Here is a 22,859-nt window from a genome sequence, read left to right as displayed (position 1 = left end):
CCGACGGCAAAGGTTCCACCTTCATCCGACGGTGTAGGGCCGCATCATTTCGTTGTCCTCGTGTTCGAGCATGTGGCAGTGCCAGACATACCGGCCCGCCCGGTCGAATGTCGCCTTCAGCCTCGTCACGGCACCCGGGTAAGCGACTACCGTGTCCTTGAACCCGCTCTCCCACGGCTCGGCAGGCCGGGCGGCACGGCCGCCCTGTTGCCGGTCAAGGACCTGGAACTGGACCTCGTGGATATGGATCGGGTGGGCATCCTTCGTGAGATTGTGAATCTCCCACATCTCGGTCGCGCCCAGGGCCGGATTCTCCGTGACGGGGTCGTCCCAGCGCATCGGCACAGCGGCTCCGTTTCGGTCCAGGGTGCCGAGCAGCAGTTGTCGGGGTCCGACGTGCGGGAGTGACGTGGAGTTCTGCTCACTGAGGGAAAGCCGTCGGATGCGGCTCGCCTTCCCCAACGGCTCGAACGACGGCAGCGACAGCTGGGCGGGTGGGACGGTCGTGTCCGGTGCGGTGAGTGCTCCGACCGTGAGCTTCATGACCTGCCCGGTGGTGGCCGGGTCCGCCGGGGAGAAGTCCGTACCCGCCTTCCCGCCCTGGAATGCTTTGTCGGGGCCCTCGTTGATGAGATACAACTCGGTCCCGACCGGGAATGACGCGAAGTCGACGATCACGTCGGCGCGCTCGGCGGGAGCGATAAGCACCTGGTCGCACCGTACCGCCGCGGAGAGGAAACCCCCCTCGCTGCCAATCTGCCAGAAGGGGAGGGCAGGAGCCGCGGGCCTGTGGGCGAGTGGGCGGGTGACGATCTTCAGGATCAGGTACCGCGAATTGCATCCGTTGAGCATCCGGAACCGGTAGCGGCGCGGTTCGACGTGAAGGGCCGGCCAGGTTCTCCCGTTGGTCACCATCGTGTTGCCGAAAAATTCGGGGTTCCAGATCGGAGGGATGTCGCTGCCCGGAATGTAGGGGCCCCTGAATCCGTCGAACGCAGCGCGTCCGGCCGGGTAGAAGAGGCTGCCGTCGACGTGGAACGAGCGGTCCTGGATGGCGAGAGGGATCTCGTAATACTTCCGGCCGGGCGGATCACCGGGCCGGGGTGCGGGACCGGGCAACACTCCACCGGGAAGGTCCGCAGGTCCGCCTCGCAGAAGGTAGAACCCCGCCAGCCCGGCGTAAACATTCAGCCGCGTGACACCCAGGGCGTGATCGTGGAACCAGAAGGTCGAGGCTCTCTCCGCGTTGGCATACTGGAATACGGCGTCCCCCCGGCCCCAGGTGTCGCCGAACCCGTCTCCGAACTTTTCCTTGAACTCCTCGTAGAACGAGCCGACTTCAGCGTATCCCGCGGGAATGTCAAGCGCGTCGGGAAGATACCAGGCTTCGGTGTAGCCATCGCTCTCCTCCGAGTTCCGCCCGCCATGCAGATGCGTCACGATCGGCACCGGACCCGAGTACGGTCCGGGTGTCGAGCGGAATCCGGGACGTGCGTCCCGGGCCGACGCTCCGCCCGGAGGGTTCGCCCAGTGCAGGGTGGGGTCGACCGGCAGCAGGTGCGGCAGGTAACGGCCTGTGCGATCCCGCAGTTGGTTTTTCCACCTCACCCGCACAGGCGTTCCGAAGCGGGCCTCGACGGTGAACGCGGGGTAGTGGAAGCTGCGCGGATGCAGCGTTGAGCCGTACCCCCACACGGTCGTCGCCGGCAGGCCGGAGGGCAGCACCTGCTGCTGGAACTGTCGCACGCCGATCACGTAGTGGTCGATGCGATCAGCGACGCCGCCCCCGGCCTGCGGCATGACGGGCGGGACGACGAGCGGCGTGACGTACTTGTCCACCTTTCCGGGATCCAGAAGGCCCCCACCGGCCGGCGCCCAGAGCCGCGAAGCCCCGTAACCGGCCGGAAGGAGCGCGAGCATTCCGCCGGCCGCTGCCTGCACTACACGCCGCCTCGTGACCACCCGCACCCTCCAGCACTCGCAGGGCTGACCCCAGCCCTGCTGTCTGCTCCAGCTCTGCTCGGCGGTCAGACCGCCTATACGTACCGGGCATCATCAGGTTGCCGCAGACGGTGAATCAGCGCGTTGCTGGATTACTCCGGACGAGGTCGGCCACCGCCGACGGCAGCCGAGTCGCCACCGGCGGATCTGGACGTGCTGGGACCACAACCGCTCAGCGGCGTACGCGCGGCATCCCCAGGCCGAGCCACGAGATGATTTCCCGCTGTATCTCGTTGTTGCCACCGCCGAAAGTGAAGATGACGGCGGACCGGTATCCCCGTTCGAGTTCGCCGTGCAGGACGGCGCCCGCCGAGCCTTCCTTGAGCGGTCCGGCCGAGCCGAGGATCTGCATCAGCCAGGCGTAGGCGTCGCGGCGCGCCTCGGAGCCGTAGACCTTGACGGCGGAGGCGTCCTGCGGGGTGAGGGTGGAGCACTGGACAGCGGAGACCATCTGCCAGTTGAGGAGCTTCATGGCGTCGAGCCGGGTGTGGGTCCGGGCGAGGAGGGCGCGGACCCAGGAGATGTCGATGACCCGGCGCCCGTCGGCGAGCTCGGTGCCGGCGGCCCAGCGCTGCACGTTGTGGAGGGCGCGGATGGCCATGGTGCCGTGGGCGGCGAGGGTGACGCGCTCATGATTGAGCTGGTTGGTGATGAGCCGCCATCCCTTGTTCTCGCCGCCGACGCGGCGGGAGACGGGGACGCGGATGTTCTCGTAGTAGCTGGCGGTGGTGTCGTGCGAGGCGAGGGTGTTGATCAGGGTGCAGGAGTATCCGGGGTCGCTCGTGGGGACGAGCAGCATGGTGATGCCCTTGTGCGGCGGGGCGTCGGGATCGGTGCGGACGGCGAGCCAGACCCAGTCGGCGGTGTCGCCGTTGGTCGTCCAGATCTTCTGCCCGTTGACCACATATGTGTCACCGTCACGTACGGCGCGGGTCTTGAGGGCCGCGAGGTCGGTCCCCGCGTCGGGTTCGCTGTAGCCGATCGCGAAGTCGATCTCGCCTGACAGGATCTTCGGCAGGAAGTACGCCTTCTGTTCGTCCGTGCCGAACTGCATGATCGTCGGGCCGACGGTGTTGAGTGCCATCAGGGGCAGCGGTACGCCCGCCTGGGCCGCCTCGTCGAAGAAGATGAACTGTTCCATCGGGGACAGACCGCGTCCGCCGTACTCCGTGGGCCAGCCGACGCCGAGCCAGCCGTCGGTTCCGAGGCGCCGGATCGTCTCGCGGTAGAAGCGTTTCTGGGCGGTGGGGTCGTCGTATCTGGCATAGGCGTTGTCGGGGACGAGTCCGGCGAAGTACGTGCGCAGCTCGTCGCGCAACTGCTGCTGCTCAGGCGTGTATTCGAGGTGCACGGCCCCTCCAGGAGTCTCGCGGTCGCGTCGCCCGTGTGCGGCGGCGCACACAGTAGAACGTGTTGCAAGAATCCGGAAGGGCCGCGGAGCCGGACCCGGGCTGTCAGCGCTTGACGGCGCGTAGCACGACGAACTTCGGGTCACCGGCGACGGTGGCGCAATTGCCGAAGATCCGGCGCAGCTGCGTGTGGTACCCGAGGTGCCGGTTGCCGACGACCCACAGCTCGCCGCCCTGCCGCAGCACGGTCCGCGCCCCATGGAACATGTTCCGGGCGGTGGCGTCGGTGGTCGCCAGGTGCGAGTGGAACGGTGGGTTGTTGAGCACCAGGTCCACACTGCCCGGGGCCAGGTCCGCCGTACCGTCACCGACCAGGAAGCGGGCTTCGGCGTCGGCGCCGACATTGGCGCGGAAGGTCGCCTCGGCGGAGGCGACCGCCTGGTAGGACTCGTCGACGAAGGTGACCGCCGCTGCGGGGTTGGCGAGCGCGGCGGAGGTGCCGACGACGCCGTTGCCGCAGCCCAGGTCCACGACGTGGTCGCGGCCGGTGCGCTCGGGAAGATGGTTCAGGAAGAAGCGGGTGCCGATGTCGAGGCGCTCGGCGCAGAAGATCCCGGCGTGGTTGACCACGGTCCGGCCGGAGATGGCGCCGACGTCGCCGGGCAGCTCGTACCGGTACGGCCAGGGGCTGGGGGTGCGGGCCAGGGCCGGGTCCGGGGTGCAGAAGATCAGCCGAGCCTTCTTCACCGCGAGCGAGGTGCGGGTGGGGCCGATGATCCGCTCGAACAGTTTGAGGGTGGAGGTGTGGATCTCCTTCACCATGCCGGTGCCGATGACGACGGTTCCGGTGTGCACGGCGGGCGCGAGCCGGTGCAGCTGATCCTCCAGAAGCGCGAGGCTCTTGGGAACCCGCACGAGAAGGACATCGATCCGGTCCGGCGGGGTGTCCCTGGCCGACAGGAGACGTACGGCGTCCTCGTCGTGGCCGTTGCGGGCGAGGTTCGCCAGGGTCGCACGCTGGGCGAGGTACGAGTCGGTGATCTGTACGGGGCGGTGCCCGGCCAGCACCGTACTCAGGGCACCCCAGCGGTCGCCCACCACAACCAAAGTGCCGGTCAGCTCGACCGGGGTCGCGCCGTCGACCCCCTCCAGCTGCCGGAGCAGATATTCGTCGGCAGCGTCCCAGGCGCGAAACGGGTCGCGCGGGTGCTCGGGGTAGCGGGCGAGCTCGTAATCGCCCTTTGACGTCGTCAAACGGTTCATTGTGCCTTCAGGCTAGCCGAGCGGTGGGGAGCACCCACACACTCCCCACCGCACCGGCCGCCCGCTAAGGTAGCTGCTTTTCGATTGCCGCCCGGCCCTCTCGTGCCAGTCGGCGCTGTGCCCACTCCAGATTCTGCGGAGTCAGGTCCCGCCCGGAGGCGAGCACCAGATCCTCTGCCGAGGCGTTGTCGCTCCCGCCGGTGTGCAAGAGGCTGTCCGGGGTCACCCCCCGGGCCAGGGATACGGATACGGATTCGGGGTCTTCGCTCATACCGCCTCCTCGTCCTTGCGGCAATTCTCGCCCTGCGGCGCCAGGAGCGCATCCGAAGGCTTCACTTGACCTGCACATGATAAGTGCGCAGCGTTCACCCGCCGATCACGGTGCGTGTGGAAGGCTCCCGCTGACCGCTTACCACACGACCACCACGGCGCCGCCCCCACCCTGTGCTGGCGTCGCGGTGCCGCATGCCCCGGAGAGGACACCCCACATGTCCCGTCACCGCCTTCACTACCGGCGCCCATTGCTCGCCATCCTCGCCGCCTTCGCGGTTCTCGCCGGCACGGCCGCCGCAGCGCCGGCGACGCCGGCCGCGCCCCGGACCGCACCGGCGACCGCGACACCGCTCACCACGCTCGACGACACGTACTACCAGAGTGCAATCGGCAAGACCGGAACCCAGCTCAAGAGCGCCCTGCACTCGATCATCAGCGTCCAGTCGAAGATCTCGTACAACCAGGTCTGGGACGCGCTCAAGAACACCGACCAGGACCCCGCCAACTCCTCGAACGTGATCCTGATCTACTCCGGGCACTCCAAGCCGAAGAGCGACAACGGCGGCTCGGTCGGCCAGTGGAACCGTGAGCACGTGTGGGCCAAGTCGCACGGCGACTTCGGTACCACCACCGGACCCGGCACCGACATCCACCACCTGCGCCCGGAGGACGTCACTGTCAATTCCATCCGCGGCAACAAGGACTTCGACAACGGCGGCAGCGCGGTGAGCGGGGCGCCGGGCAACTACACCGACGGCGACTCCTTCGAGCCGCGTGATGCGGCCAAGGGTGACGTCGCGCGCATGATCCTCTACATGGCGGTGCGGTACGAGGGCGACGACGCCTTCGCCGACCTTGAACCGAACGAGAAGGTGAACAACGGCTCCGCGCCGAACATCGGCAGGCTCTCCGTGCTGAAGCGGTGGAGCCAGGAGGACCCGCCGGACACCTTCGAGAAGCGGCGCAACGACGTCATATTCGACCAGTACCAGCACAACAGGAACCCGTTCATCGACCACCCGGAATGGGTCGAATCCATCTGGTAGAACGGACTATTCGTCCAGCACGCCCCGGGCCGCACCGGCCCGTCGGCTCACCGCGCCGTGCGGCTCACGGTCAGCAGGTCGCGCAGCAGCGGCAGCAGCTCCTCGGCCTCCACCTCGGAGAGCTCGCTGAACGCCCCGCTGGAGCGGACCAGGAGCACCCCGATGAAGGCCGCCGCCGCGAGCTCGGCACGCAGCTGCGGCCGGTCCACCTGTTCGGCGGCGAACCGGTCGCGCAGCGGGTGAACCAGCCGTTCGTGGAGATAGGTGCGGGCGGCCCGCCGCGGCGACTGCCGGGCGGGTCCCGAGGGCTGCAGACAGGGGTGGCCATTGAGAGGCAGCAGTGGATACCGTGTGGCAGTTCGCGCACACGGTGCTCACTTGGGGGAAGCGGTAATGAAGGCCGGCCGGAGGCCCACGACGCCATCGTCGTGGGGTCCTGCAACTACGCGTGGGTTAGCGGCAGTTGCGGTAGCAGGTGCATTTCTTGCTTCGGCGTGCAGCAGCGGCGACACGAACACGCAGCCCATCACCCCTGCCCCTCCTACTGCTGCCGCGTCGTCCACCGCTCCTCCCGCGAATCCTGTCGCAACAGCGGACTTCGACTTCAAGACGTACTGCGCGAAGGGCGGCCCTTCGCGGCTTCTGACCGGGCAGCCGGCCTATAAGGGGAAAGGGCCGCACCCTGTGCTCGTCGTCGCCCAGGGCGAAACACAGATCGCGGCCGTCACCCAAGCCCCGATCCCGTCGGCGGACTCGTCCGCCCCGGCCCACGACACGTACCACCCCCTTCCGGAGAAGGTGCAGCTCGTCGCCTGCGTCGGTAACGACGGCACGGGCCCTCTGCTGGCGACCTGCCGCTACGGCGGCGACTACAAGCGCTACTGGAACCAGGGCAAGTACCGGGTCACCGTGTACGAGGTGAAGAGCGGGCGCAAGGTCGGCACCACACGGATCTCGGGGATCGACCACCACAAGTGCGAGCCCTCGCAGGTGTTCTTCGACTGGGAGGCGCAGACCGACTGGATCCTGACAGAACCGACCCGCGCAGAGTTTCGGAAGCTCCTGGCCCCTTGGGCGGAGGCCAACCATTGACGATGCCGGTCGCTGAGAACTCGTAGCACGATCTTGCTGGCGTGCAGCGGCTGGTCGGGGCGCTGTTGAGTAGATCGCCGCTGCCGGCGCCAGAGTCGTTCACAGGCCGCGTGGGAGTCATGCCGGGATGAAGCTCGGCCACCAGGGTGGGACGTTGTCCGGGCACAACGGGGCGGGGTAGGAGTCCGGCATGCCAAGCCATGTGACGAGAAACCAGGTGAACCACAGGGTGAGGATGAGCCCTGTCGTCAGGGCTGTCCCGCGATGACGTCTGCCGAGGGTGCTGTCCAGGATCACCCACGGAACCGCAGCGGCGATCCATATGGGAGGTGCAAGGAACAGCAAAGTCATGCCGTTGGCAGCTGCGCTGCTGCCGATGTCACAAGCAGCCCATGCCCTCCCAATCGCAGCAAGGGTCACCACCGCGGTCAACCCACCGAAAAGGACACCAAGGCCAGTTCCTCTGAACCAGCGGCTCGGAGGGCTCGACCGCTCTGCTCCCACGATCATCTCCCCCGCCTCGCCGTAGATGCGGAGAGTACCAACGTTCTGAAGCATCCCCGCTGGGGCCCTGGCCTGCCCGGACACCGGTCAGGCGTTCTTGAACTTCCGAGGCCGTCGCAAGCAGATGAGACTGCAGGCGAGGGAGACGATGGCGTCGTGGAGTTCGGTGCGGCGTTCCCAGCGCACGGCGAGGCGTTTGAAATGGTGGAGCAGGGCGAACGTCTGCTCGACGACGTAGCGGAGCTTGCCCGTGCCCTTGATGTTCGGTGATCCCTTGCGGGAGATGACCGGCAGGATCCGTCGGCGCCGCAACTCGTCGAGGCGGGTATGGGAGTCGTAGCCCTTGTCACCGAGCAGCGCTTCGGGCCTGCGGCGGGGTCGGCCGGGACGGCCCGCGACGGGCGGGATGCCGTCGACCAGGGCGAGGGTCTGGGTGACGTCGTTGACATTGGCCGCGGTCGTGATGACCTTGAGCGGGGTGCCGCGTCCGTCGCGTTGCCGAAATGCCCTAGTAGCTCCTTCCCCAAGCTCTCAGCTTCGTTCGAGCAGGGGAGACCCCATCCGAGGACCTTCCGACGCCTTGCGATCGCACGCACCGGACGCCGCGAGCTGATCGACTCCCATTTTGTGAGCTCCTCTTACGGGGTGGGGAAAATTATCCGTCCAACCGCAGCACCAGCTCGTCGATCTCCGCTCCCCGCGCGTTCGCGAAGCCCCGGTCCTCGCCGACGACCTTGAAGCCGCACTTCTCCAGGACCCGCACTGATCCGGTGTTGTCCGCCGCCGCCCGGGCGAGCAGCGGGCGTTCGGGGACCTCGGTGAGCAGCCCCCGCAGCGCCGCGGTCGCGATGCCCCGCCCCCAGTAGTAGCGATCGATGAAATACGTGACCTCCCGCTCGCCCGGCTCGCCGTACACGGCCGCGTGCCCGACCACATCGCCGTCCGCGAGCACGGTGCGGGTGACGACGTCGGGCGAGGCGAGGATGCGCTTCCAATGCGCGTCGAAGTGGGCCCGGTCCGTCGGGTCCTCGGCGGTGAAGGCGGCCATCCGATTCGACTCGGGGTCGCTCATGTGCCGGAAGAACACAGGCAGATCGCTGGGGTGCACGGGACGCAGGGAAACATCTATGGAAGCCATGGCCCGACCCTAACAACCTTGGGGGAAGGACGGGAGTGAGTCGGCCGTGACAGGGGAAGGGCTTTACGGGTTGGGCGAGTTGTGAAGCTGACCTGGGCCCGTACGGCCTGTACCCATCCTGTCCTGTCCGGGGTCTCCCGCACACATTTCGGGGAGTTGCTCGAAGAACTCGCCCCACCCTGGACGGCGGCCCGCGCGTCGGCCCTGCACGTGATGAGGGGCGGGCCCCGCAAGCGGGCCGAGGGTGCCGGACGCAAGCCGCGCCTGGTGTTTACCGACCAGCTCGCGGCCACCCCGGTCCACCTGCGGCTCGGGCTGCCACATGCCGCCCTGGCCGACTTGTACGGGGTGGACCGCTCTACCGTCTCCGCCACCATCCGCGAGGTCAGCCCCTTGCTCGCCGCGCGGGGCTTCGCCATCCCCGACCGCCCCGGTCTGCGCATCCGCACCCTGGACGACCTGTTCGTCACAGCCACTCGTCGATGGCTGCGGCTGAAAAGCCCGTCTCCCCCATTTCGGAGACATCGACAACTGGGGCACCCAGGGCAAACTTGCCCAGTTGATCTCCCCACCCCATGCGTTCCGCCCCGGGCACTGTCGCCGTGGACGCGCCGTCTAGGGTGCGGGCATGATCTCGCATAGCTATCTCTCCGAACTCTTCTCGCTGGACGGCCGGGTCGCCGTGGTGACGGGCGGCAGTTCCGGCATCGGCCAAGCCATCGCCGGGGCTCTCGCGCGAGCGGGGGCGAGTGTGGTGATCGTGGCGCGCAAGGAGTCGGAACTGGCCGCCACGGTCAACGACCTGGCGGCGGACGGCTGCCGGGCGGCCTGGGTGAGCGCCGACCTGAGCACCCGCGACGGGGTGCGCGCGGCGGCGGAGCAGGCAGCCGCGGTGTTCGGCGAGCCCGACATTCTCGTCAACAGCGCCGGGATCAACTTGCGGCCACCGATGGGCGAGCTGGACGAGAGCGTATGGGACACCACGATGGCGGTGAACCTGGAGGCGCCCTACTTGTTGGGCCGGCGGTTCGGGCCCGGCATGGCCGAGCGGGGCTTCGGGCGGATCATCCACATCACCTCCCAACAGGCGCACCGGGCGTTCGTCCAGAGCGGCGCCTACGGGGTTTCCAAAGGTGCGCTGGAGTCGCTGGCCCGCTCTCAGGCTGAGGCGTGGTCGCCACACGGCGTCACCTGCAACACGCTGGTGCCCGGCTTCGTCATGACCCCGCTCAATGCGCGGTTGTCGTCCGACCCGGAGAAGGTGGCAGCGCTGGCCGCGCGCACGATGGTCGGGCGCAACGGCCTGGCCGAGGACTTCGCCGGGGCGGCGGTGTTCCTGGCCAGCCACGCATCCAGCTACGTCACCGGGCAGGCGATCTTCGTCGACGGCGGGTTCTCCGTTCACTGAGCTCAACACCGCATGAAACCGAACGAACTGGGGGCCACTGGGTGGTGGCCCCCGGTCCAGGGCCCGTGTCATCCAGTGGGTGAGATCGTGGCCTCGGCGTGGCGACTGGATCCGCAGCCGCCCAACAGCCATGGGCCATCTGCCTCCTGACCGGTGAATCCGTCAAAAACCTCCCGCGTCCCTGGAGGTGGCGGAGCCTGGTCCTTCTGCGCGCCGGACAGCGGGCGCACAACACCTACGGCGTGTCCAGGTCATGAGCAACACATTCGACGGCCTCGTCGCGTGAGGTGAACCGCTGGGGAGCCGTCGGGGCTTCGCCGGCGGACACTGCGGCCAAGTGGCCCGCCGGGTCGACCACCGCCGTCCGCCGGCCGCCCTCCGCGAGCCGCTCCAGTCCGGACCGCAACATCGCCAGAGCCACGGTGTCGACCCCTGTCACCTGTCGCAGATCCAGCACCACGGACGCGGTCTCCTCCGTCCCCGACTCGTCGAGCGCGTGCAGCACCCGTTCCGCCGCGGTGAAGTCGAGCGCACCCTGCGCGGCGACGACGGCCACCTGCTCCCGCAGAGCACGCTCCTGCTCCCCCGTCGGGGCGGACGGCAGATCGTCGGCGGTGGTGACCAGGGTGACGGTTGAACCGGCGAGTGCCGGGTTGTGCATCAGATGCAGACTGAGCCGCTCCGAGAGCGCCCCCAGTGCTCGGCGCCCGCGCACCGAAGTGCCGGTCTGATCGAGGGGCGGACTGTACGTCGCCAGGCCGAACCGGGCCGGTCCCGCGGCGATCAGACCACCCGACACCCCGCTCTTGGCGGGCAGCCCCACCCGCAGCAGCCAGTCGCCCGAGGCGTCGTACATGCCGCACGTCGCCATCACGGCGAGCACCTGCGCGGCGACCGTTTCCTCGACGACCGCCTCACCGGTGAGCGGGTTCACCCCGCCGTGCGCGAGCGTCGCGGCCATAGCGGCGAGGTCCAGGGCCGTGACCCGCACCGCGCACTGCCGGAAGTAAGTCTCCACCGACGCCACCGGGTCGACGGGCAGCAGGCCGGTGCTGCGGATCAAATAGGCGAGGGCGCGGTTGCGGTCACCGGTGGAGACCTCGGAGGCGTACACCGCCTCGTCGACGTCCAGCTGCCGTCCGGCGAACCGGCTCAGGCAGTCCAGGATGCGGTCGAACCTCGGGGCGTCGGCGGTGTCCGGGATCAGCGCGGTGGTGACGATCGCACCGGCGTTGACCATGGCGTTGGCCGGCCGTCCGGTCGCACGTTCCAGACTGATGGCGTTGAACGCCTCGCCGCTGGGCTCGGCGTTCACCCAGCGGCACACCTCGTCGAGTCCGAGGACGGACAGCGCGAGGGCATAGACGAATGGCTTCGAAACGGATTGCATGGTGAACGGGACATCGGCCTCACCGGTGCTGTAGCGGTGGCCGTCCATACTGATCAGCGCCAAACCGAAGGCGTCAGGGTTGGCCAGCGCCAACTGGGGGATGTAGTCGATGAGTTCCCCGACCCGCTCCCCCGCGAAGCGGCTGCGCAGATCGCGCAGAACGTCCGTCACTGCATCGGCGGCGGCGCACACCTCGCCCCCCGTCGTCAGCTGCGCTCGGCCTGGGCGATCCGGGGGAACGACTTGACGCCCGCTGCCTTACGGCTGTTCGCGTGCTGGCTGACCGTCCTGCCGGGCGGGGCGTCCGCGAAGCCGAGCACCACGGAATCGAGGACCTTGCCCGACGCATCGACGAACTCCACGCGGACCGCGTAGAACGCCGGCTTGTCGGTGGGGTTGGTGACGCGGACCAGGGCGCTTCGAAACTGCTCGGACTTCGCGACCGGCAGCCCGGTCACCGACACGTCCTTCACGGCGTTGCCCTGCCCCTGGACTCCTGCCAGCTGCTTGGTCGCCCGCTGCCTGTTGCGTTCGACCTCGGCGGAGACCGAGGCCGCGAATGACTCGTGGGTACGCGGCGAGGCGCTTGCGGACGGCGACTCGGACGGCCCCGGGGACACCGTACGGGTGCTCCTGGCCGTGCCCGGCGCGGTGGTGGAGCCGCCGCAGGCGGCGGTGCCGGCGACGATCATCGCGGCCAGCAGGGCGGGGGTCAGGCGGCGGGCGGTGCGGCCGCCGAGGGTGCGCCGCAGGGGGCGGGACTGGTTCACGGACACTCCGGGTCTGCTCGGGAAAGTGGGTCGACGGCAAACGGCAGGACGGGGGACGCATCGGACGAACCCAATCCGTCGGGCTCCTCCACTCGGGTCACTCGGCGTCGTCGCCGAAGACCTCGCGGAGCCGCGCCTCGCTGAGGGTGTCCAGGTTGCTGTGGAGGAGCTCGGCCCCGCCACCGGGGAGCGCGCCGCTGATCCGGTCCGGAACTTCGTCCGTGGTCAGCAGGAAAAGCGCCGAAGTGCCGGGCGTCACCTGCTTCTTGACCTCGGCGATGAAGTCGTCGTCGATGCCGACGTCGGCCAGCTTGCCACCCAGCGCCCCGGCCGCCGCGCCGATGGCCGCGCCCAGCAGCGGCATCAGGAAAATCAGCCCGAAGAGCATCCCCCAGAACGTGCCGCTCAGGGCGCCCGCGCCGACCAGGTTGAGAAGCTGTTTGGTCTTCGGCTTGGCCTTGTCGGCCGGCCAGCTGACCACCGCAGCGTCCAGGATCCTGATCAGCCCCTCCTTCTGCAGGGACTTGAGCATGGTCTCCACCTCCTCCGCGCCCTCGGCCGACTGGAACTTCCACACGGTGAGTGTGGACATCGCACATCCCTCCTGAGGCAAGGTCAAGCAATTCGCTCATATTAGGATCAAAAGGTATGAATTGACTCGTCGAAATCACCCGCTCTGCACGGGAGTGGGCGCAATCCCCCGGAGGGAACTATGGATACGGACGCCCTGACCGCCGGCCTGCTGCGGGAGCTGCGAGCACCCAAGCCCTATCCGGCTGTGTCCCTGACCATGCCGACGCACCGACAGGCTCCGGACAACGCCCAGGACGCCGTACGGCTGCGCAACCTGCTCTCCGAAGCCGAACGGCGGCTCGATGCCGATCCCGCGGTGTCCCGGGAGGCCAGGGCGGCCATCAAGACGCAGCTCTCCCGCGCGGTCGACGAGGTGGATACGCGCCGCAGGCTCGACGGTCTGGTCATCCTGGCCACGGCGGACGAACATCAGATCTGGCTGCTCCCCCGTACGGCGCCCGAACGGGTGATCCTGAGCGACACCTATCTGACCCGGAACCTGGTGGCCGCGAAGGCCCTGGCGGAACCGTACTGGGCACTGACCGTCGCAGCCGACCACGCGACGCTATGGAGCGGAACGGTCGGCTCCGTGCGCCAGGAACAGACCGGCGGGTTCCCGCTGACGATTCCGCAGGAGAAGCCGAACCCGCAGCGCGAGGAGCAGATCGGCGACACGCCGAGCACGTTCTCCGACGAGGAGACGCGCATCTTCCTGCGCTCCGTCGACGAGAAGCTGCGTGCCGTCCTGGCCGCCGATCCGCGACCGATGTACCTGGTCGGTCTCGCCCCGGCCCTCGCCCTGCTGGACGAGGTCGGCGGGACCACCAAGCCGGCAATCGGCCGGGTCACGAAGGGGGTGCCGGCCGATGTGTCGCCGAGCGACTTCCTCAAGGAGCTCGCACCCGCTCTCGACAAACGCCGGGCGGAGGTGGCCGCGGAGGTCGCAGCCAGGCTCGACGACGCCCGCAGCCGCCGTGCCTACGCAGGTGGTCTCGACGAGGTGTGGGCAGCCGTGCGGGAGGGGCGTGCCGCTCTCGTCGCGGTGGAGGAGCAGTTCCAGCAGACCGTACGGGTCACGGACGAGCACCTGGAGCCGATGCCCGCGGACGCCGTGGGCACAGCCGACGGGACGATCCGCGAGGACATCGTCGACGAACTCGTCGAGGCGGCGCTGGACAGCGGCGCCGATGTGGTGTTCCTCGCCGACGACTCGCTGGCGGAGCACGGGCGGATCACGGCAGCTCTGCGCTACTGAGCAGGAGTCGCCGAGCAGGGCAAGAACCCCCGGGTGAACAGGCCCGGTGCGGGCGCGGCGGTACGCGGGACGGCGGACAGCCTCCGGTCGGCGGGCCGCAGCGCCCGCGCCGCTTCGAGGGCGGAGAAGGCCGGGAGGCCACCCGCGGCGCGCCCAGCGACGCCGCCCCGTCGGCCCCTGACGGCGCAGACCAGGCCCCGGTGGGCGGCTGGGCTGCGATCGCGGCGCCGCACGGCTGGGTGGACGAGGACACGCGCCGCTGCGCGGCTGCCCGGGCGGCCGCAAGGCCCCCCGTACCGGGGCGATCCGATGCGTGCCCCAGGAGCCGCTGGGACACTGGAGGGGGCGCCCCTGGCCCCCGTCCCGCAGAAGACACAGCACCCGGGAGAGGAAGTGACCGCACCATGCCACCCGGATCCAGTGCCAAACATGCGCGGCAGTACGAACACATCAAGGAGAGTGCGCAGGAGCGCGGAGTGAGTGAGGAGCGGGCCGAGGAGATCGCGGCGCGCACGGTACACAAGGAGAGTGCCCGCTCCGGCGAGTCGAGGACCGCGAGCGATCTGTTCGTCCATGACCTCTCGTCCGCGCGGCGCGGCAGTCCGGGCTCCCCCAGCACTGTCGAAGGCCCTACCCGCGACGAGCTCTACGAAGAGGCCAGGAAGAAGAACGTCAAGGGACGCTCGCACATGACGAAGTCCCAACTGGCCAGGGCGGTCGGCCGCTGAGCGCTCGCCCCTGTCCTTCGGCATCCGCCTCGCGGTCCGTCCGGCCAGGGCGTCGTCGGCCGTCCCAGGTCCAGTCGGCCCCAGGTCCATGTACGGGCCGGCCGTCACAGCGCAGCTATGCGGACCGGCTGCCGTCCGCCTCGGGGCCGTACCAGACCGTCGTGGCATTGCAGAACTCGCGAATCCCGTGCCCGGAGAGCTCCCGTCCGTAGCCGGAGCGCTTCACTCCGCCGAAGGGCAGCGCGGGGTGGGAGGCCGTCATGCCGTTGAAGAAGACACCGCCCGCCTGCAGATCACGCACGCACTGACGGCTGTCGTCGGCGTCACGTGTCCATACGTTGGAACTGAGACCGAAGGGGGTGTCGTTGGCCAGGGCCACGGCCTCGTCCAGGTCGGCGGCCCGGTACAGCGTGGCGACGGGACCGAAGGTCTCCTCGCGGTGGATCCGCATGGCCGGGGTGATCGCGCTGAGGACGGTGGGGGCGTAGAACCAGCCGCGGTCCAGCCTCGCGCCCAGGCCGGTGGGCCGACTGCCACCGCAGAGCACCGTCGCGCCCTGCCGTACGGCGTCGTCCACCAACTCCTCGATGTCGGTGCGGCCCTGTTCGCTGGCGAGGGGGCCGATGTCGGTGGACTCCTGCTGCGGGTCGCCGACCTTCAGAGCGCGCATTCCCGCGGTGAACTCCGCAGCGAACTCGTCGTACACATCGGTGTGCACAATAAACCGTTTGGCGGCGATGCAGGACTGGCCGTTGTTCTGCACGCGGGCGGTCACCGCTGTACGGGCGGCCTGCCGCACGTCGGCCGAGGGAAGGACGAGAAAGGGGTCGCTGCCGCCCAGTTCCAGCACGGTGTGCTTCACCTCGTCGCCCGCGATCGCCGCGACCGCGCGGCCGGCCGGCTCGCTCCCGGTGAGGGTGGCGGCGACGACCCGGGGGTCACGCAGGATGGACTCGACCGCCCCGGACCCGACCAGCAGCGTCTGGAAGCAGCCTGCCGGGAAACCCGCCCGGCGGAACAGGTCTTCCAGGTACAGCGCGGTCTGCGGGACGTTCGACGCGTGCTTGAGCAGGCCGACGTTGCCCGCCATGAGCGCGGGGGCCGCGAACCGTACGACCTGCCAGAGCGGGAAGTTCCAGGGCATCACGGCGAGGACGGGGCCCAGCGGACGGTAGTGGACATAGGCCCGGGAGGCTCCGGCGTCGGTCACATCGCCGGCCGGCGGGTGCTCGTCCGCGAGAAGTCGCTCTGCGTTGGCCGCATACCAGCGCATGGCCTTCGCACATTTCGCGGCCTCCGCACGGGCCGCCTTGACGGGCTTGCCCATTTCGGTGGTCATGGTGCGGGCGATGTTCTGCTGGTCCTCGTCGAGGAGGTCGGCGGCCCGGTTCAACAGGCGGGCCCGTTCGCCGAACCCGGTCGTGCGGTACTCCCGGAACGTGGTGTCCGAGGTCGCGAGCCTGCGTTCGATCTCCGCGGCTCCCAGTGCGTCGAACGTTTTGAGGGTCTCGCCGTTCGCGGGGTTGACCGTCGCGATGGGCATGACTGTGCCTCCTTGCCTCGGTACTTCGACCGTGCCGCGCCACGCTCCGTCGCGCAACGCGGGCGCCGGTGCGAGTAACCCGACCGGCGCGGACTGTGCGTGCTGTGAGCACGTCATCCGCGCCGGTAGGCAGGGCAGACTTCTTCGCGTACGGACCCGCGAACCGGTCCGGGTGGGGGTGCGCGCTGCCCGTTTCGTGGGGCCGGCAGCGGCGGCCGCGTCAGACGAGGGCGGGCTCGGAGACAGGCGGCAGCAGGAACTCGCCTACGCCGGGCAGCGGCGTGCGCGGCACCAGATCGGTATTGCGCGGCGCCTCGGCGTAACGGGTGAACCAGACGACCTTGCCGTCGAGTGTCCGGCAGGTGCCCCAGCTATGGCTCAGGGCCATCACGCGGCTGAGACCACCGCCGCCGGTGCTGAGCAGCCGCGGCATCTCCGAGCTGTTGTCTGCGACGGAGACCGTGAGGTGCCGTCCGGACCAGCGGAGTTCGACGACGCAATGGTTGTCGTCACCGACGTGCCGGTGGACGTTGGTCAGCAGCTCCTCCACGCCCCGGCACACCGGCCGGACGTGGAGTTCGAGGCTCCAGTGGCGCAGATGCGCGGCGACGATCCGTCGCACCTGGGTAACGCGCTCTGCCGATACCTGGAGTTCGACCAGATAGTGCCGGTCGAGTGGAACGGTCATCGTCGAGGCTCCTCACATCGAGGCCCACCTGCTTCGCCCGCTGAACCAACGACCCCCCACATACGAAGAGTGAGCAGATGTCACTGTTAGGTCACTCCTTAGGGTGACCCGGTAGGACCGGTTGCGCAACACGTCGGCCGACGGGCCGCAGCGACGGGACGGGGAAGCCTTCCCGAAAGCCCTGCTCAGCGCGGACAGGGCTGAGCAGGGCTTGCGCGCCGAGCAGTGTCATGCCCATGAGCTCACCGGCGATGTGCCACGCTTCACCGGGGGGGCAGGGCAGATACGGCAGCAGCTTGTCCGGAGTGAGCGGGAGATTGCGCAGCCGGGCTCCGGTGGCGTGCCGCACCGCGTTGTCGTTGGCGGCCGCGGCCCCGACGATGCCGATCTCGCCGATGCCCTTGCTGCCCATCAAGTTGAGATGCGGGTCGTCCTCGTCGATCCAGTGCGCCTCGATCTCCGGGACGTCGGCGCAGACCGGCACATGGTAAGAGGCGAGATCGTTCTGCGTGAAGTGGCTGAAGACGGGGTCGATCGTACTGCCCTCGGTCAGCGTCATGGCGAGCCCCATGATCATGTCGCCGATGAACTGGCATCGTACGGTACGGGAGTTGAGGACCTGTCCGGCGGCGAAGACGCCGATCATGCGGCGCACCCGGACCTCACCGGTGCGGCTGTCGACGGCGACTTCGGCAAAGTGCGCGCCGAACGCATGCCGTGCGTAAGGGGATTGCGCAGCCATCTCCTCCCCGGTGTCGGCGGTGACCGTGAGGCCGTCGTCGGGCAGGGGTCCGGTGCGATCGCGCAGGTGTCGTGCCAGGGCGGTGGACGCCTCGTGCACGGACCAGCCCCGGGAGGCCGTACCCGCGGAACCGCCGGCCAGGGGCACTTCGGGCAGCGCGCTGCTGCCGATGTCGATCCGGACGCCGGCCACGGGGCGTCCAGCTCGGGGGCGGTGAGCCGCGCCGGGGCGGAGCCGCCCTCGCCGTCCTCGGCGGCGTGGAAGGAAAGCCGTCCGCCGCTTCACCGAGCATGCCGACGGCCGAGCAGATCTGACCGGATGTGCAGGAGCCGCACCGCAGGGCGTCCCTGGCCAGGAATGCCTCCTGGACCTGATGCGGCCGGTCACCGTCGGCAAGTCCCTCGACGGTCATGGTGCGGGCCCCGTCGTGTGCGACGGCGAGCAAGCCCACAGCTGTTGGCGTGCCGGCCGTTGACGATGACGGTGCGCGCCCCGCACTGGCCGTGGTCACAGCCCTTCTTGGTGCCGGTGAGGCCGAGGTGTTCGTGCAGCGCGTCCAGGACGGTCGCACGGTGATCGAGTGTCAGGGTCCGTGCCGTGCCGTTGATGTGCAGCGCCGGGTGGATCGGTGACGGGTCTCCCCCAGCTGTCCGGAACTGTCCTCCCGCTCGCTGGTGGGATCCACTCGCCCGCACCGCTCATCACTGCGATTTTTTTCATGCCTTGTACCAGATGTGCACCAGTTTTCCGGTTCGTTGCCCCGCGCCGGTTCGGTTCTGCGCCCTACCGGCTTTCCAGCCGCAGGCGAACCTCCTCCTCCTGGTCACCGGAGACCGTTCCGACGACCTGCACCGTGAAGGCGTCGGCAAGGTGCCTCCTGAGCTCCTCGACCGCCCAGTAACCGCCCTGCACATCGACCTTCACGGGCTTGCCCAGCGCGACGGGAACCGAGACCACCCGCGCCTCGGACACGTCGACGGTCACGGTCCATACCGTGGGGCGCTTTCCCGCCAGGTCCTGCGGCACGTCCGTCAGGGCCCGGTCAGTGGCGAAGGCGGCCCGCAGGACGTCGAAGACCGTTCGTGCGTCATCCTTCGCGCATCCGCTGATGGCGACCGACACCTCCTTTCCGTGCCAGCTCTCCTCCGTCTGCGACTGTGTGCCGTTCACCGGGGTTCCTTCCGCTCGGAGTTCTGCCGTACGTCCCCACGTTGGGGACCGACGGTGTGGACCGGATCCTCGGCGGACGCGACGATCCCGAATCGTGTGCGGGGTGAATCTGCGAGCAGCGCCAGTCCGGCGCCGACGGCGGACGCCCGGCGGTTTCCGAGCGCGGCTGCCCCTCGCGGCGCCGGCCGCGGTGAGCGGGCGGGCGGAGCGAAGCAGTGTCCCGGCCCGCCCCTCGTGGTACATCTCGGCGGCGACCCCGGGTGTGCGCGGGCCGCAGGGAATCCGTCGTGTCCCGCTTCCGTGTCCTGCGCCGGCTCTCGCTCTCCCGGTCGCCGACCATGTCCCTGGCCGTCTCCAGGTCGAGCGGCCCCCCGTTCGTCGCGTGCGGGCACCGGTGCAGCACCTGCTGGCGGCGCGAGGGCCCTCGGGGTCGTCCCCGACCTGTAGGACCCGGTCGTCCTCGACATACACCTGCCGGCCGCGGCCGACCGCGCAGTAGGGGCGGACGGGCCGCACCACCCATCCGGAGGCCGCGGTCCGCGACCGGATGCCCTCCGTACGCCGCGACATCGCCGTACGCCCTCTGCCCAGCGGATCGCCGCTGGTCAGCTGTCGGCGGACCGGCCAACCGCCGATCGGATTCGGCACTGCCATCGCATCCCTCCGGCGATTCGGGAACCCTCTCCAGGCTCACCCCACGGCTGGGTGTCGGCGACACGAAGGGGACGGCGGCGGATGGGCCCGGCGGCGAAACCCCTGCCGCCCGATCCGACGGGGGCTCCGTCCGGGCAGGCCGCTCTGCCAGGGGAAGGAGCTGCGTGTCCACCGCTCGGTCATCGAGGCCGCTGAGCAATGAAACACTTTTCGCCTTATATCCACTTAAAACATGAATTGACAGCTATTGTCGAGTGACGACCGTATGCCGGGGTATCCGGCATGCATGGACGTTTCGAACGGAGCCCTCAATTCCTTGGCCCTGCCCCTCGCAGTCGGGCGGGACACGACCGAGGTGGTGATGCCGATTGTCGGAGTGGTCCTGGTGGCCGTGCTGATCGGTGCTGTCTGGCTGGGAAAGCGGCGCCGGGCCGAGGAACTGCCGCCGCCGCGACCGGACGAGCAGCCGCCGCGGCCGGACCACCGGACGCACCTGGAAGAACGCGACATCCACGGCGACGACAGCTTCCCGGCCGACGGACGGGGACTCTGGCCCTACGAACTCGGTGACCACGGGAACGAGCCCATCCGCCGGGACACCGACGAGCCACGCGACTGAACCGGAATCCCAGGAGTGGCCGCAGGCCGACCACGTCTTCCCCGACATCACACCTGCGCCCCCGCCGGGCCGAGTGTGACCTGCTCGCCCGCGGCAGCGGGACCGCTCCGGCGCGTGTTGCGGGAGTTGCCGACCGAAGTGAGGCTGGTAGAGGCGCGACGGCCACCGGCACACGCATGCCGCAGACCCGACGAAGGCAGTGGGACCATGACCGGAAGCAAACCCAGGACGGTGTCCGCGCCGGCTGCGCTCACAGGGTCGGCTGCTCCCTGCTGGGTCAACCTCATGACCCGCGACCTGGAATCGGCGCAGGCGTTCTACAGCGCCGTACTGGGCTGGACCTTCCGTGCGGGCCAGCTGGGCCAGGAGTTCTCCGTGGCGCGCCGCGACGAGGTGCCCGTGGCCGGCATCGCGGCGGTAGCGACGGCCTATCAGGTCGCCGTCGCCTGGACGCCCTACTTCTCCGTCCGGGACGCGGACGTGACCGCCGCACGCATCCGCGAGCGCAGCGGAACGGTCGCGGTGGGTCCGCTGGCCCTCGGCAAGGGGCGCGGGGCGCTGGCAGCGGATCGCGACGGCGCCGTGTTCGGATTCTGGGAGCGCACCGCGCCGGCGACCTCTCCCCCGGCGCCGGACAACTACTCCCACGCCTGGCTCCGGCTGCGCACCAGGAGCGCCTTCGAGGCGGCGATCTTCTATGGCGAGGTCCTCGACTGGGCGACCGGACGCCCCGGCTGCTGCGAGGTGTCCTACGCGAAGGACGAGGTCATCGTGGAGTGCGGCGGCAAGCAGCTCGCCCGCATCAGCTCCGGGGCGGTCGAGGCGGCACCCGATCCGATGATCCGTCCGCACTGGCAGGTCCACTTCCCGGTGGACGATGTGGCGGCGGCGGTGGCGGCGGCGCGCGAGCACGGGGGGTCGGTCGTCGAGGAGCGGTCGACGAGCGAGGGCAGCGAGGCCACGCTGCTGGATCCGGACGGTGGACTGTTCACCGTCACGGACGTCCGGAACCCGGCCGCGGACGTCGTGGAGGTCACGGAGGCTCCGGAGGACACGTAGACCGGCTGGGAAGGAATGATTCCGTATCCCCTTCCCCGTACTCACTCGACGGCCCGGCACCGACTCGCCTACGATCTTGGGTACGGCATCGCGCGTCGGTCACCGGCCGGGTGAGGCGTGGAGGTGCCCGTGAGATGCCCGTTGGAGGCATTCCACAGTGTCAGTCGAGTTGAATCACACCATCATTCACGCCCGGGACAAGCGGGAGTCCGCCGAATTCCTGGCGAACATCCTCGGTCTGGAAATCGGCGCGGAATGGGGTCCGTTCATCGCGGTCGCCACCGCGAACGGGGTCACGCTGGATTTCGCGACCATCCCCGCCGAATCGATCACCAGGCAGCACTACGCCTTCCTTGCGTCGGAAGCGGAGTTCGACGCCGCATACGCCCGCATCAAGGAACTCGGGATCACCTACTGGGCCGATCCACACCAGAAGCATCCGGGCGAGATCAACCACAATGACGGCGGCCGGGGTATCTACTTCCTCGATCCCGCCGGCCATGCCATGGAGATCATCACGCGTCCCTACGGCGGCTTCGCCTCGTAGCGGGGCCCGGCACACGAGGGGTTCGGCCGGGACCGGGTATCCGGGTCCCGGCGGGGCCTTCTGCGGTCCGTCAGCCGACCGGGAGCATCAACTCGGGCCGGTCCCACATCACGGCCGGCGGCCGGGCGGTCTCGGTGCCGGTCCGCCGAGCGCCCACACTGCGGTAAAAGCCTTCGGCAGGCGGATGCGAGACGACGCGGACGCCGGTGAGGCCGGCATTCCGCGCCTCGCCGCGCAGATGCTGGATGAGCAGGCGGCCGATCCCGAGGCCCTGAGCATCGTCGGCGACGAACATCAGGTCCAGTTCCGGCGGGTCGAGGATCAGCGAGTAGAACCCGAGCAGCCGACCGGAACCGGACTCCGCCGACTCGACGGCCGCGAAGACCCGATGGGTCTCGATGTAGTCGGCTCCCACCCGGTATCCGGCGACCATGGGCGCGTAGGGCCCCTCGTAGGCGCGGGAGTTCCTGACCAGCCGGGTGAGACGCTTCGCGTCGCCCGCCGTCGCCCGCCGGACCCGCACCGCGCCGCGGCCCACCTCGCCACTCGACGACGTAACACTCGATCTCATAGAGGGAGTATTACGCATCAGTGGACGGGCCGCCGCCCTGGCCCGAGCCGCGTCCGTCACGCCACTCCCCGACCACCGCGTCGATGTCGAACGGGCGCAGATTCAGCAGCGGCCCCGGGGGCGGCCGCCGGATCGCCGCCTCGATCTTCTCGTTGACCTCGGTGAGCATCCGGCGCACCTCGGCCTCCGAACGGGCTCCGGGCACCGCCTCGCGCACGTCCTCCGCCTCCTTGCGCAGGGCCAGGGCCGGCGGGAGCATCGACACGCCTTCGCGCTGCATCTTCGCCTTGATCCACCAGGCTTCGTCGTACGGGCGGTCGATATCGGGCAGCGGCTTGCCGAAACCCGGCAGTTGGGAGAAGTCGCCACGCTCCTCGGAGTCGCGGATCTGCTTGTCGACCCATGATTCGAAGCTGACGCCCGGGGGTTTGCGCTCGGTCACCGTACGCCCCTCTCGGAGAACCCATGATCCCGTC

23 protein-coding genes and 3 pseudogenes are annotated in these 22,859 nt (G+C 69.2%); 9 read left to right on the top strand and 17 right to left on the bottom strand.

Translation table 11 applies throughout. The features are described from left to right. Positions 1 to 21 precede the first annotated feature (21 nt). The 4 genes from AB0915_RS13225 to AB0915_RS13210 all read right to left on the bottom strand — a co-directional run bounded on the left by AB0915_RS13225 (position 22) and on the right by AB0915_RS13210 (position 4,884). On the bottom strand, positions 22 to 1,839 hold the full coding sequence (locus tag AB0915_RS13225) for a multicopper oxidase (protein WP_366691165.1): 1,818 nt from the start codon (positions 1,837 to 1,839) through the stop codon (positions 22 to 24). 334 nt (positions 1,840 to 2,173) lie between these two features. Beyond that, complete coding sequence (locus AB0915_RS13220; protein ID WP_366691164.1) at positions 2,174 to 3,352, bottom strand: acyl-CoA dehydrogenase family protein; 1,179 nt, start codon at positions 3,350 to 3,352, stop codon at positions 2,174 to 2,176. 103 nt (positions 3,353 to 3,455) lie between these two features. Then, positions 3,456 to 4,613 carry a methyltransferase gene (locus tag AB0915_RS13215; protein WP_366691163.1) on the bottom strand — a complete coding sequence of 386 codons (1,158 nt, stop codon included), beginning with the start codon at positions 4,611 to 4,613 and terminating at the stop codon, positions 3,456 to 3,458. A gap of 64 nt (positions 4,614 to 4,677) precedes the next feature. Continuing rightward, on the bottom strand, positions 4,678 to 4,884 hold the full coding sequence (locus AB0915_RS13210; RefSeq protein WP_358861364.1) for a hypothetical protein: 207 nt from the start codon (positions 4,882 to 4,884) through the stop codon (positions 4,678 to 4,680). Positions 4,885 to 5,101: 217 nt separating this feature from the next. On the opposite strand from AB0915_RS13210, the gene AB0915_RS13205 reads away from it, so the two are divergent. Then, positions 5,102 to 5,932, top strand: a complete 831-nt coding sequence (locus tag AB0915_RS13205; RefSeq protein ID WP_366691162.1) for an endonuclease — start codon at positions 5,102 to 5,104, stop codon at positions 5,930 to 5,932. 47 nt (positions 5,933 to 5,979) lie between these two features. Here AB0915_RS13205 and AB0915_RS13200 read toward each other — a convergent pair whose 3' ends face one another. Further along, complete coding sequence (locus AB0915_RS13200; RefSeq protein WP_366691194.1) at positions 5,980 to 6,246, bottom strand: hypothetical protein; 267 nt, start codon at positions 6,244 to 6,246, stop codon at positions 5,980 to 5,982. A 370-nt stretch (positions 6,247 to 6,616) separates the two neighbouring features. Here AB0915_RS13200 and AB0915_RS13195 point away from each other — a divergent pair, with 370 nt between their 5' ends. Continuing rightward, positions 6,617 to 7,024, top strand: a complete 408-nt coding sequence (locus AB0915_RS13195) for a hypothetical protein (RefSeq protein ID WP_366691161.1) — start codon at positions 6,617 to 6,619, stop codon at positions 7,022 to 7,024. A gap of 591 nt (positions 7,025 to 7,615) precedes the next feature. Here AB0915_RS13195 and AB0915_RS13190 read toward each other — a convergent pair. Further along, a pseudogene (locus AB0915_RS13190) lies at positions 7,616 to 8,008 on the bottom strand (transposase); the annotation flags it as partial. Positions 8,009 to 8,183: 175 nt separating this feature from the next. Beyond that, on the bottom strand, positions 8,184 to 8,657 hold the full coding sequence (locus tag AB0915_RS13185) for a GNAT family N-acetyltransferase (RefSeq protein ID WP_366691193.1): 474 nt from the start codon (positions 8,655 to 8,657) through the stop codon (positions 8,184 to 8,186). Between the two features lie 222 nt (positions 8,658 to 8,879). On the opposite strand from AB0915_RS13185, the gene AB0915_RS13180 reads away from it, so the two are divergent. Then, positions 8,880 to 9,308, top strand: a complete 429-nt coding sequence (locus AB0915_RS13180) for a transposase family protein (RefSeq protein WP_366691192.1) — start codon at positions 8,880 to 8,882, stop codon at positions 9,306 to 9,308. Next, complete coding sequence (locus tag AB0915_RS13175) at positions 9,295 to 10,074, top strand: SDR family oxidoreductase (RefSeq protein WP_366691160.1); 780 nt, start codon at positions 9,295 to 9,297, stop codon at positions 10,072 to 10,074. Before AB0915_RS13180 ends, AB0915_RS13175 begins: the two co-directional genes overlap by 14 nt. A 235-nt stretch (positions 10,075 to 10,309) precedes the next feature. Here the strand turns inward: AB0915_RS13175 and glsA are convergent, their stop codons facing one another. The 3 genes from glsA to AB0915_RS13160 all read right to left on the bottom strand — a co-directional run bounded on the left by glsA (position 10,310) and on the right by AB0915_RS13160 (position 12,826). Beyond that, positions 10,310 to 11,635, bottom strand: a complete 1,326-nt coding sequence (gene glsA, locus AB0915_RS13170; RefSeq protein ID WP_366691159.1) for a glutaminase A — start codon at positions 11,633 to 11,635, stop codon at positions 10,310 to 10,312. A 35-nt stretch (positions 11,636 to 11,670) separates the two neighbouring features. Next, a complete protein-coding gene (locus tag AB0915_RS13165) occupies positions 11,671 to 12,234 on the bottom strand; it encodes a hypothetical protein (protein ID WP_366691158.1) in 564 nt (187 codons plus the stop codon). Between the two features lie 97 nt (positions 12,235 to 12,331). Then, positions 12,332 to 12,826, bottom strand: coding sequence for a DUF1269 domain-containing protein (locus AB0915_RS13160; protein ID WP_366691157.1), 495 nt, complete (start codon positions 12,824 to 12,826; stop codon positions 12,332 to 12,334). A gap of 120 nt (positions 12,827 to 12,946) precedes the next feature. Here AB0915_RS13160 and AB0915_RS13155 point away from each other — a divergent pair, with 120 nt between their 5' ends. Both AB0915_RS13155 and AB0915_RS13150 read left to right on the top strand, forming a co-directional pair. Beyond that, positions 12,947 to 14,062 carry a chemotaxis protein gene (locus AB0915_RS13155; RefSeq protein WP_366691156.1) on the top strand — a complete coding sequence of 372 codons (1,116 nt, stop codon included), beginning with the start codon at positions 12,947 to 12,949 and terminating at the stop codon, positions 14,060 to 14,062. Positions 14,063 to 14,466: 404 nt separating this feature from the next. Then, on the top strand, positions 14,467 to 14,790 hold the full coding sequence (locus tag AB0915_RS13150; protein ID WP_366691155.1) for a plasmid stabilization protein: 324 nt from the start codon (positions 14,467 to 14,469) through the stop codon (positions 14,788 to 14,790). A gap of 115 nt (positions 14,791 to 14,905) precedes the next feature. On the opposite strand, the gene AB0915_RS13145 is transcribed toward AB0915_RS13150, so the two are convergent. The 5 genes and pseudogenes from AB0915_RS13145 to AB0915_RS13125 form a co-directional block, all read right to left on the bottom strand. After that, entirely contained in the window at positions 14,906 to 16,333 is a 1,428-nt protein-coding gene (locus AB0915_RS13145) for an NADP-dependent succinic semialdehyde dehydrogenase (protein ID WP_366691154.1), read from the bottom strand. Positions 16,334 to 16,553: 220 nt separating this feature from the next. Next, positions 16,554 to 17,021 (bottom strand): ATP-binding protein, encoded by a 468-nt coding sequence (locus tag AB0915_RS13140; RefSeq protein ID WP_366691153.1) that lies wholly within the window; start codon positions 17,019 to 17,021, stop codon positions 16,554 to 16,556. A gap of 280 nt (positions 17,022 to 17,301) precedes the next feature. Further along, positions 17,302 to 17,946, bottom strand: a pseudogene (locus tag AB0915_RS13135) (molybdopterin cofactor-binding domain-containing protein); the annotation flags it as partial. Between the two features lie 76 nt (positions 17,947 to 18,022). Beyond that, positions 18,023 to 18,389: pseudogene (locus tag AB0915_RS13130) on the bottom strand (2Fe-2S iron-sulfur cluster-binding protein); the annotation flags it as partial. A 157-nt stretch (positions 18,390 to 18,546) separates the two neighbouring features. Then, positions 18,547 to 18,933 (bottom strand): hypothetical protein, encoded by a 387-nt coding sequence (locus tag AB0915_RS13125; RefSeq protein ID WP_366691152.1) that lies wholly within the window; start codon positions 18,931 to 18,933, stop codon positions 18,547 to 18,549. A gap of 940 nt (positions 18,934 to 19,873) precedes the next feature. Between AB0915_RS13125 and AB0915_RS13120 the strand changes: the two genes are divergently transcribed. The 3 genes from AB0915_RS13120 to AB0915_RS13110 all read left to right on the top strand — a co-directional run bounded on the left by AB0915_RS13120 (position 19,874) and on the right by AB0915_RS13110 (position 21,812). Beyond that, the gene (locus tag AB0915_RS13120; RefSeq protein ID WP_366691151.1) at positions 19,874 to 20,206 is read left to right on the top strand and encodes a DUF6479 family protein; all 333 of its coding nucleotides are present in this window, start codon (positions 19,874 to 19,876) and stop codon (positions 20,204 to 20,206) included. A gap of 207 nt (positions 20,207 to 20,413) precedes the next feature. Next, positions 20,414 to 21,265, top strand: a complete 852-nt coding sequence (locus AB0915_RS13115) for a VOC family protein (protein ID WP_366691150.1) — start codon at positions 20,414 to 20,416, stop codon at positions 21,263 to 21,265. A gap of 157 nt (positions 21,266 to 21,422) precedes the next feature. Then, positions 21,423 to 21,812 (top strand): VOC family protein, encoded by a 390-nt coding sequence (locus AB0915_RS13110; RefSeq protein WP_366691149.1) that lies wholly within the window; start codon positions 21,423 to 21,425, stop codon positions 21,810 to 21,812. 70 nt (positions 21,813 to 21,882) lie between these two features. Here AB0915_RS13110 and AB0915_RS13105 read toward each other — a convergent pair whose 3' ends face one another. Together AB0915_RS13105 and AB0915_RS13100 are read right to left on the bottom strand one after the other, a co-directional pair. Further along, complete coding sequence (locus tag AB0915_RS13105) at positions 21,883 to 22,383, bottom strand: GNAT family N-acetyltransferase (protein WP_366691148.1); 501 nt, start codon at positions 22,381 to 22,383, stop codon at positions 21,883 to 21,885. A 10-nt stretch (positions 22,384 to 22,393) separates the two neighbouring features. Further along, positions 22,394 to 22,825, bottom strand: a complete 432-nt coding sequence (locus tag AB0915_RS13100; protein ID WP_366691147.1) for a DUF1992 domain-containing protein — start codon at positions 22,823 to 22,825, stop codon at positions 22,394 to 22,396. Between the last annotated feature and the right edge of the window lie 34 nt (positions 22,826 to 22,859).

The sequence above is a fragment of the Streptomyces sp. NPDC048411 genome (genome assembly GCF_040704695.1).
Taxonomy (GTDB): domain Bacteria; phylum Actinomycetota; class Actinomycetes; order Streptomycetales; family Streptomycetaceae; genus Streptomyces.
Note: the sequence above shows the minus strand (reverse complement) of the source record. Positions and strands in the feature narration are given on the sequence as shown.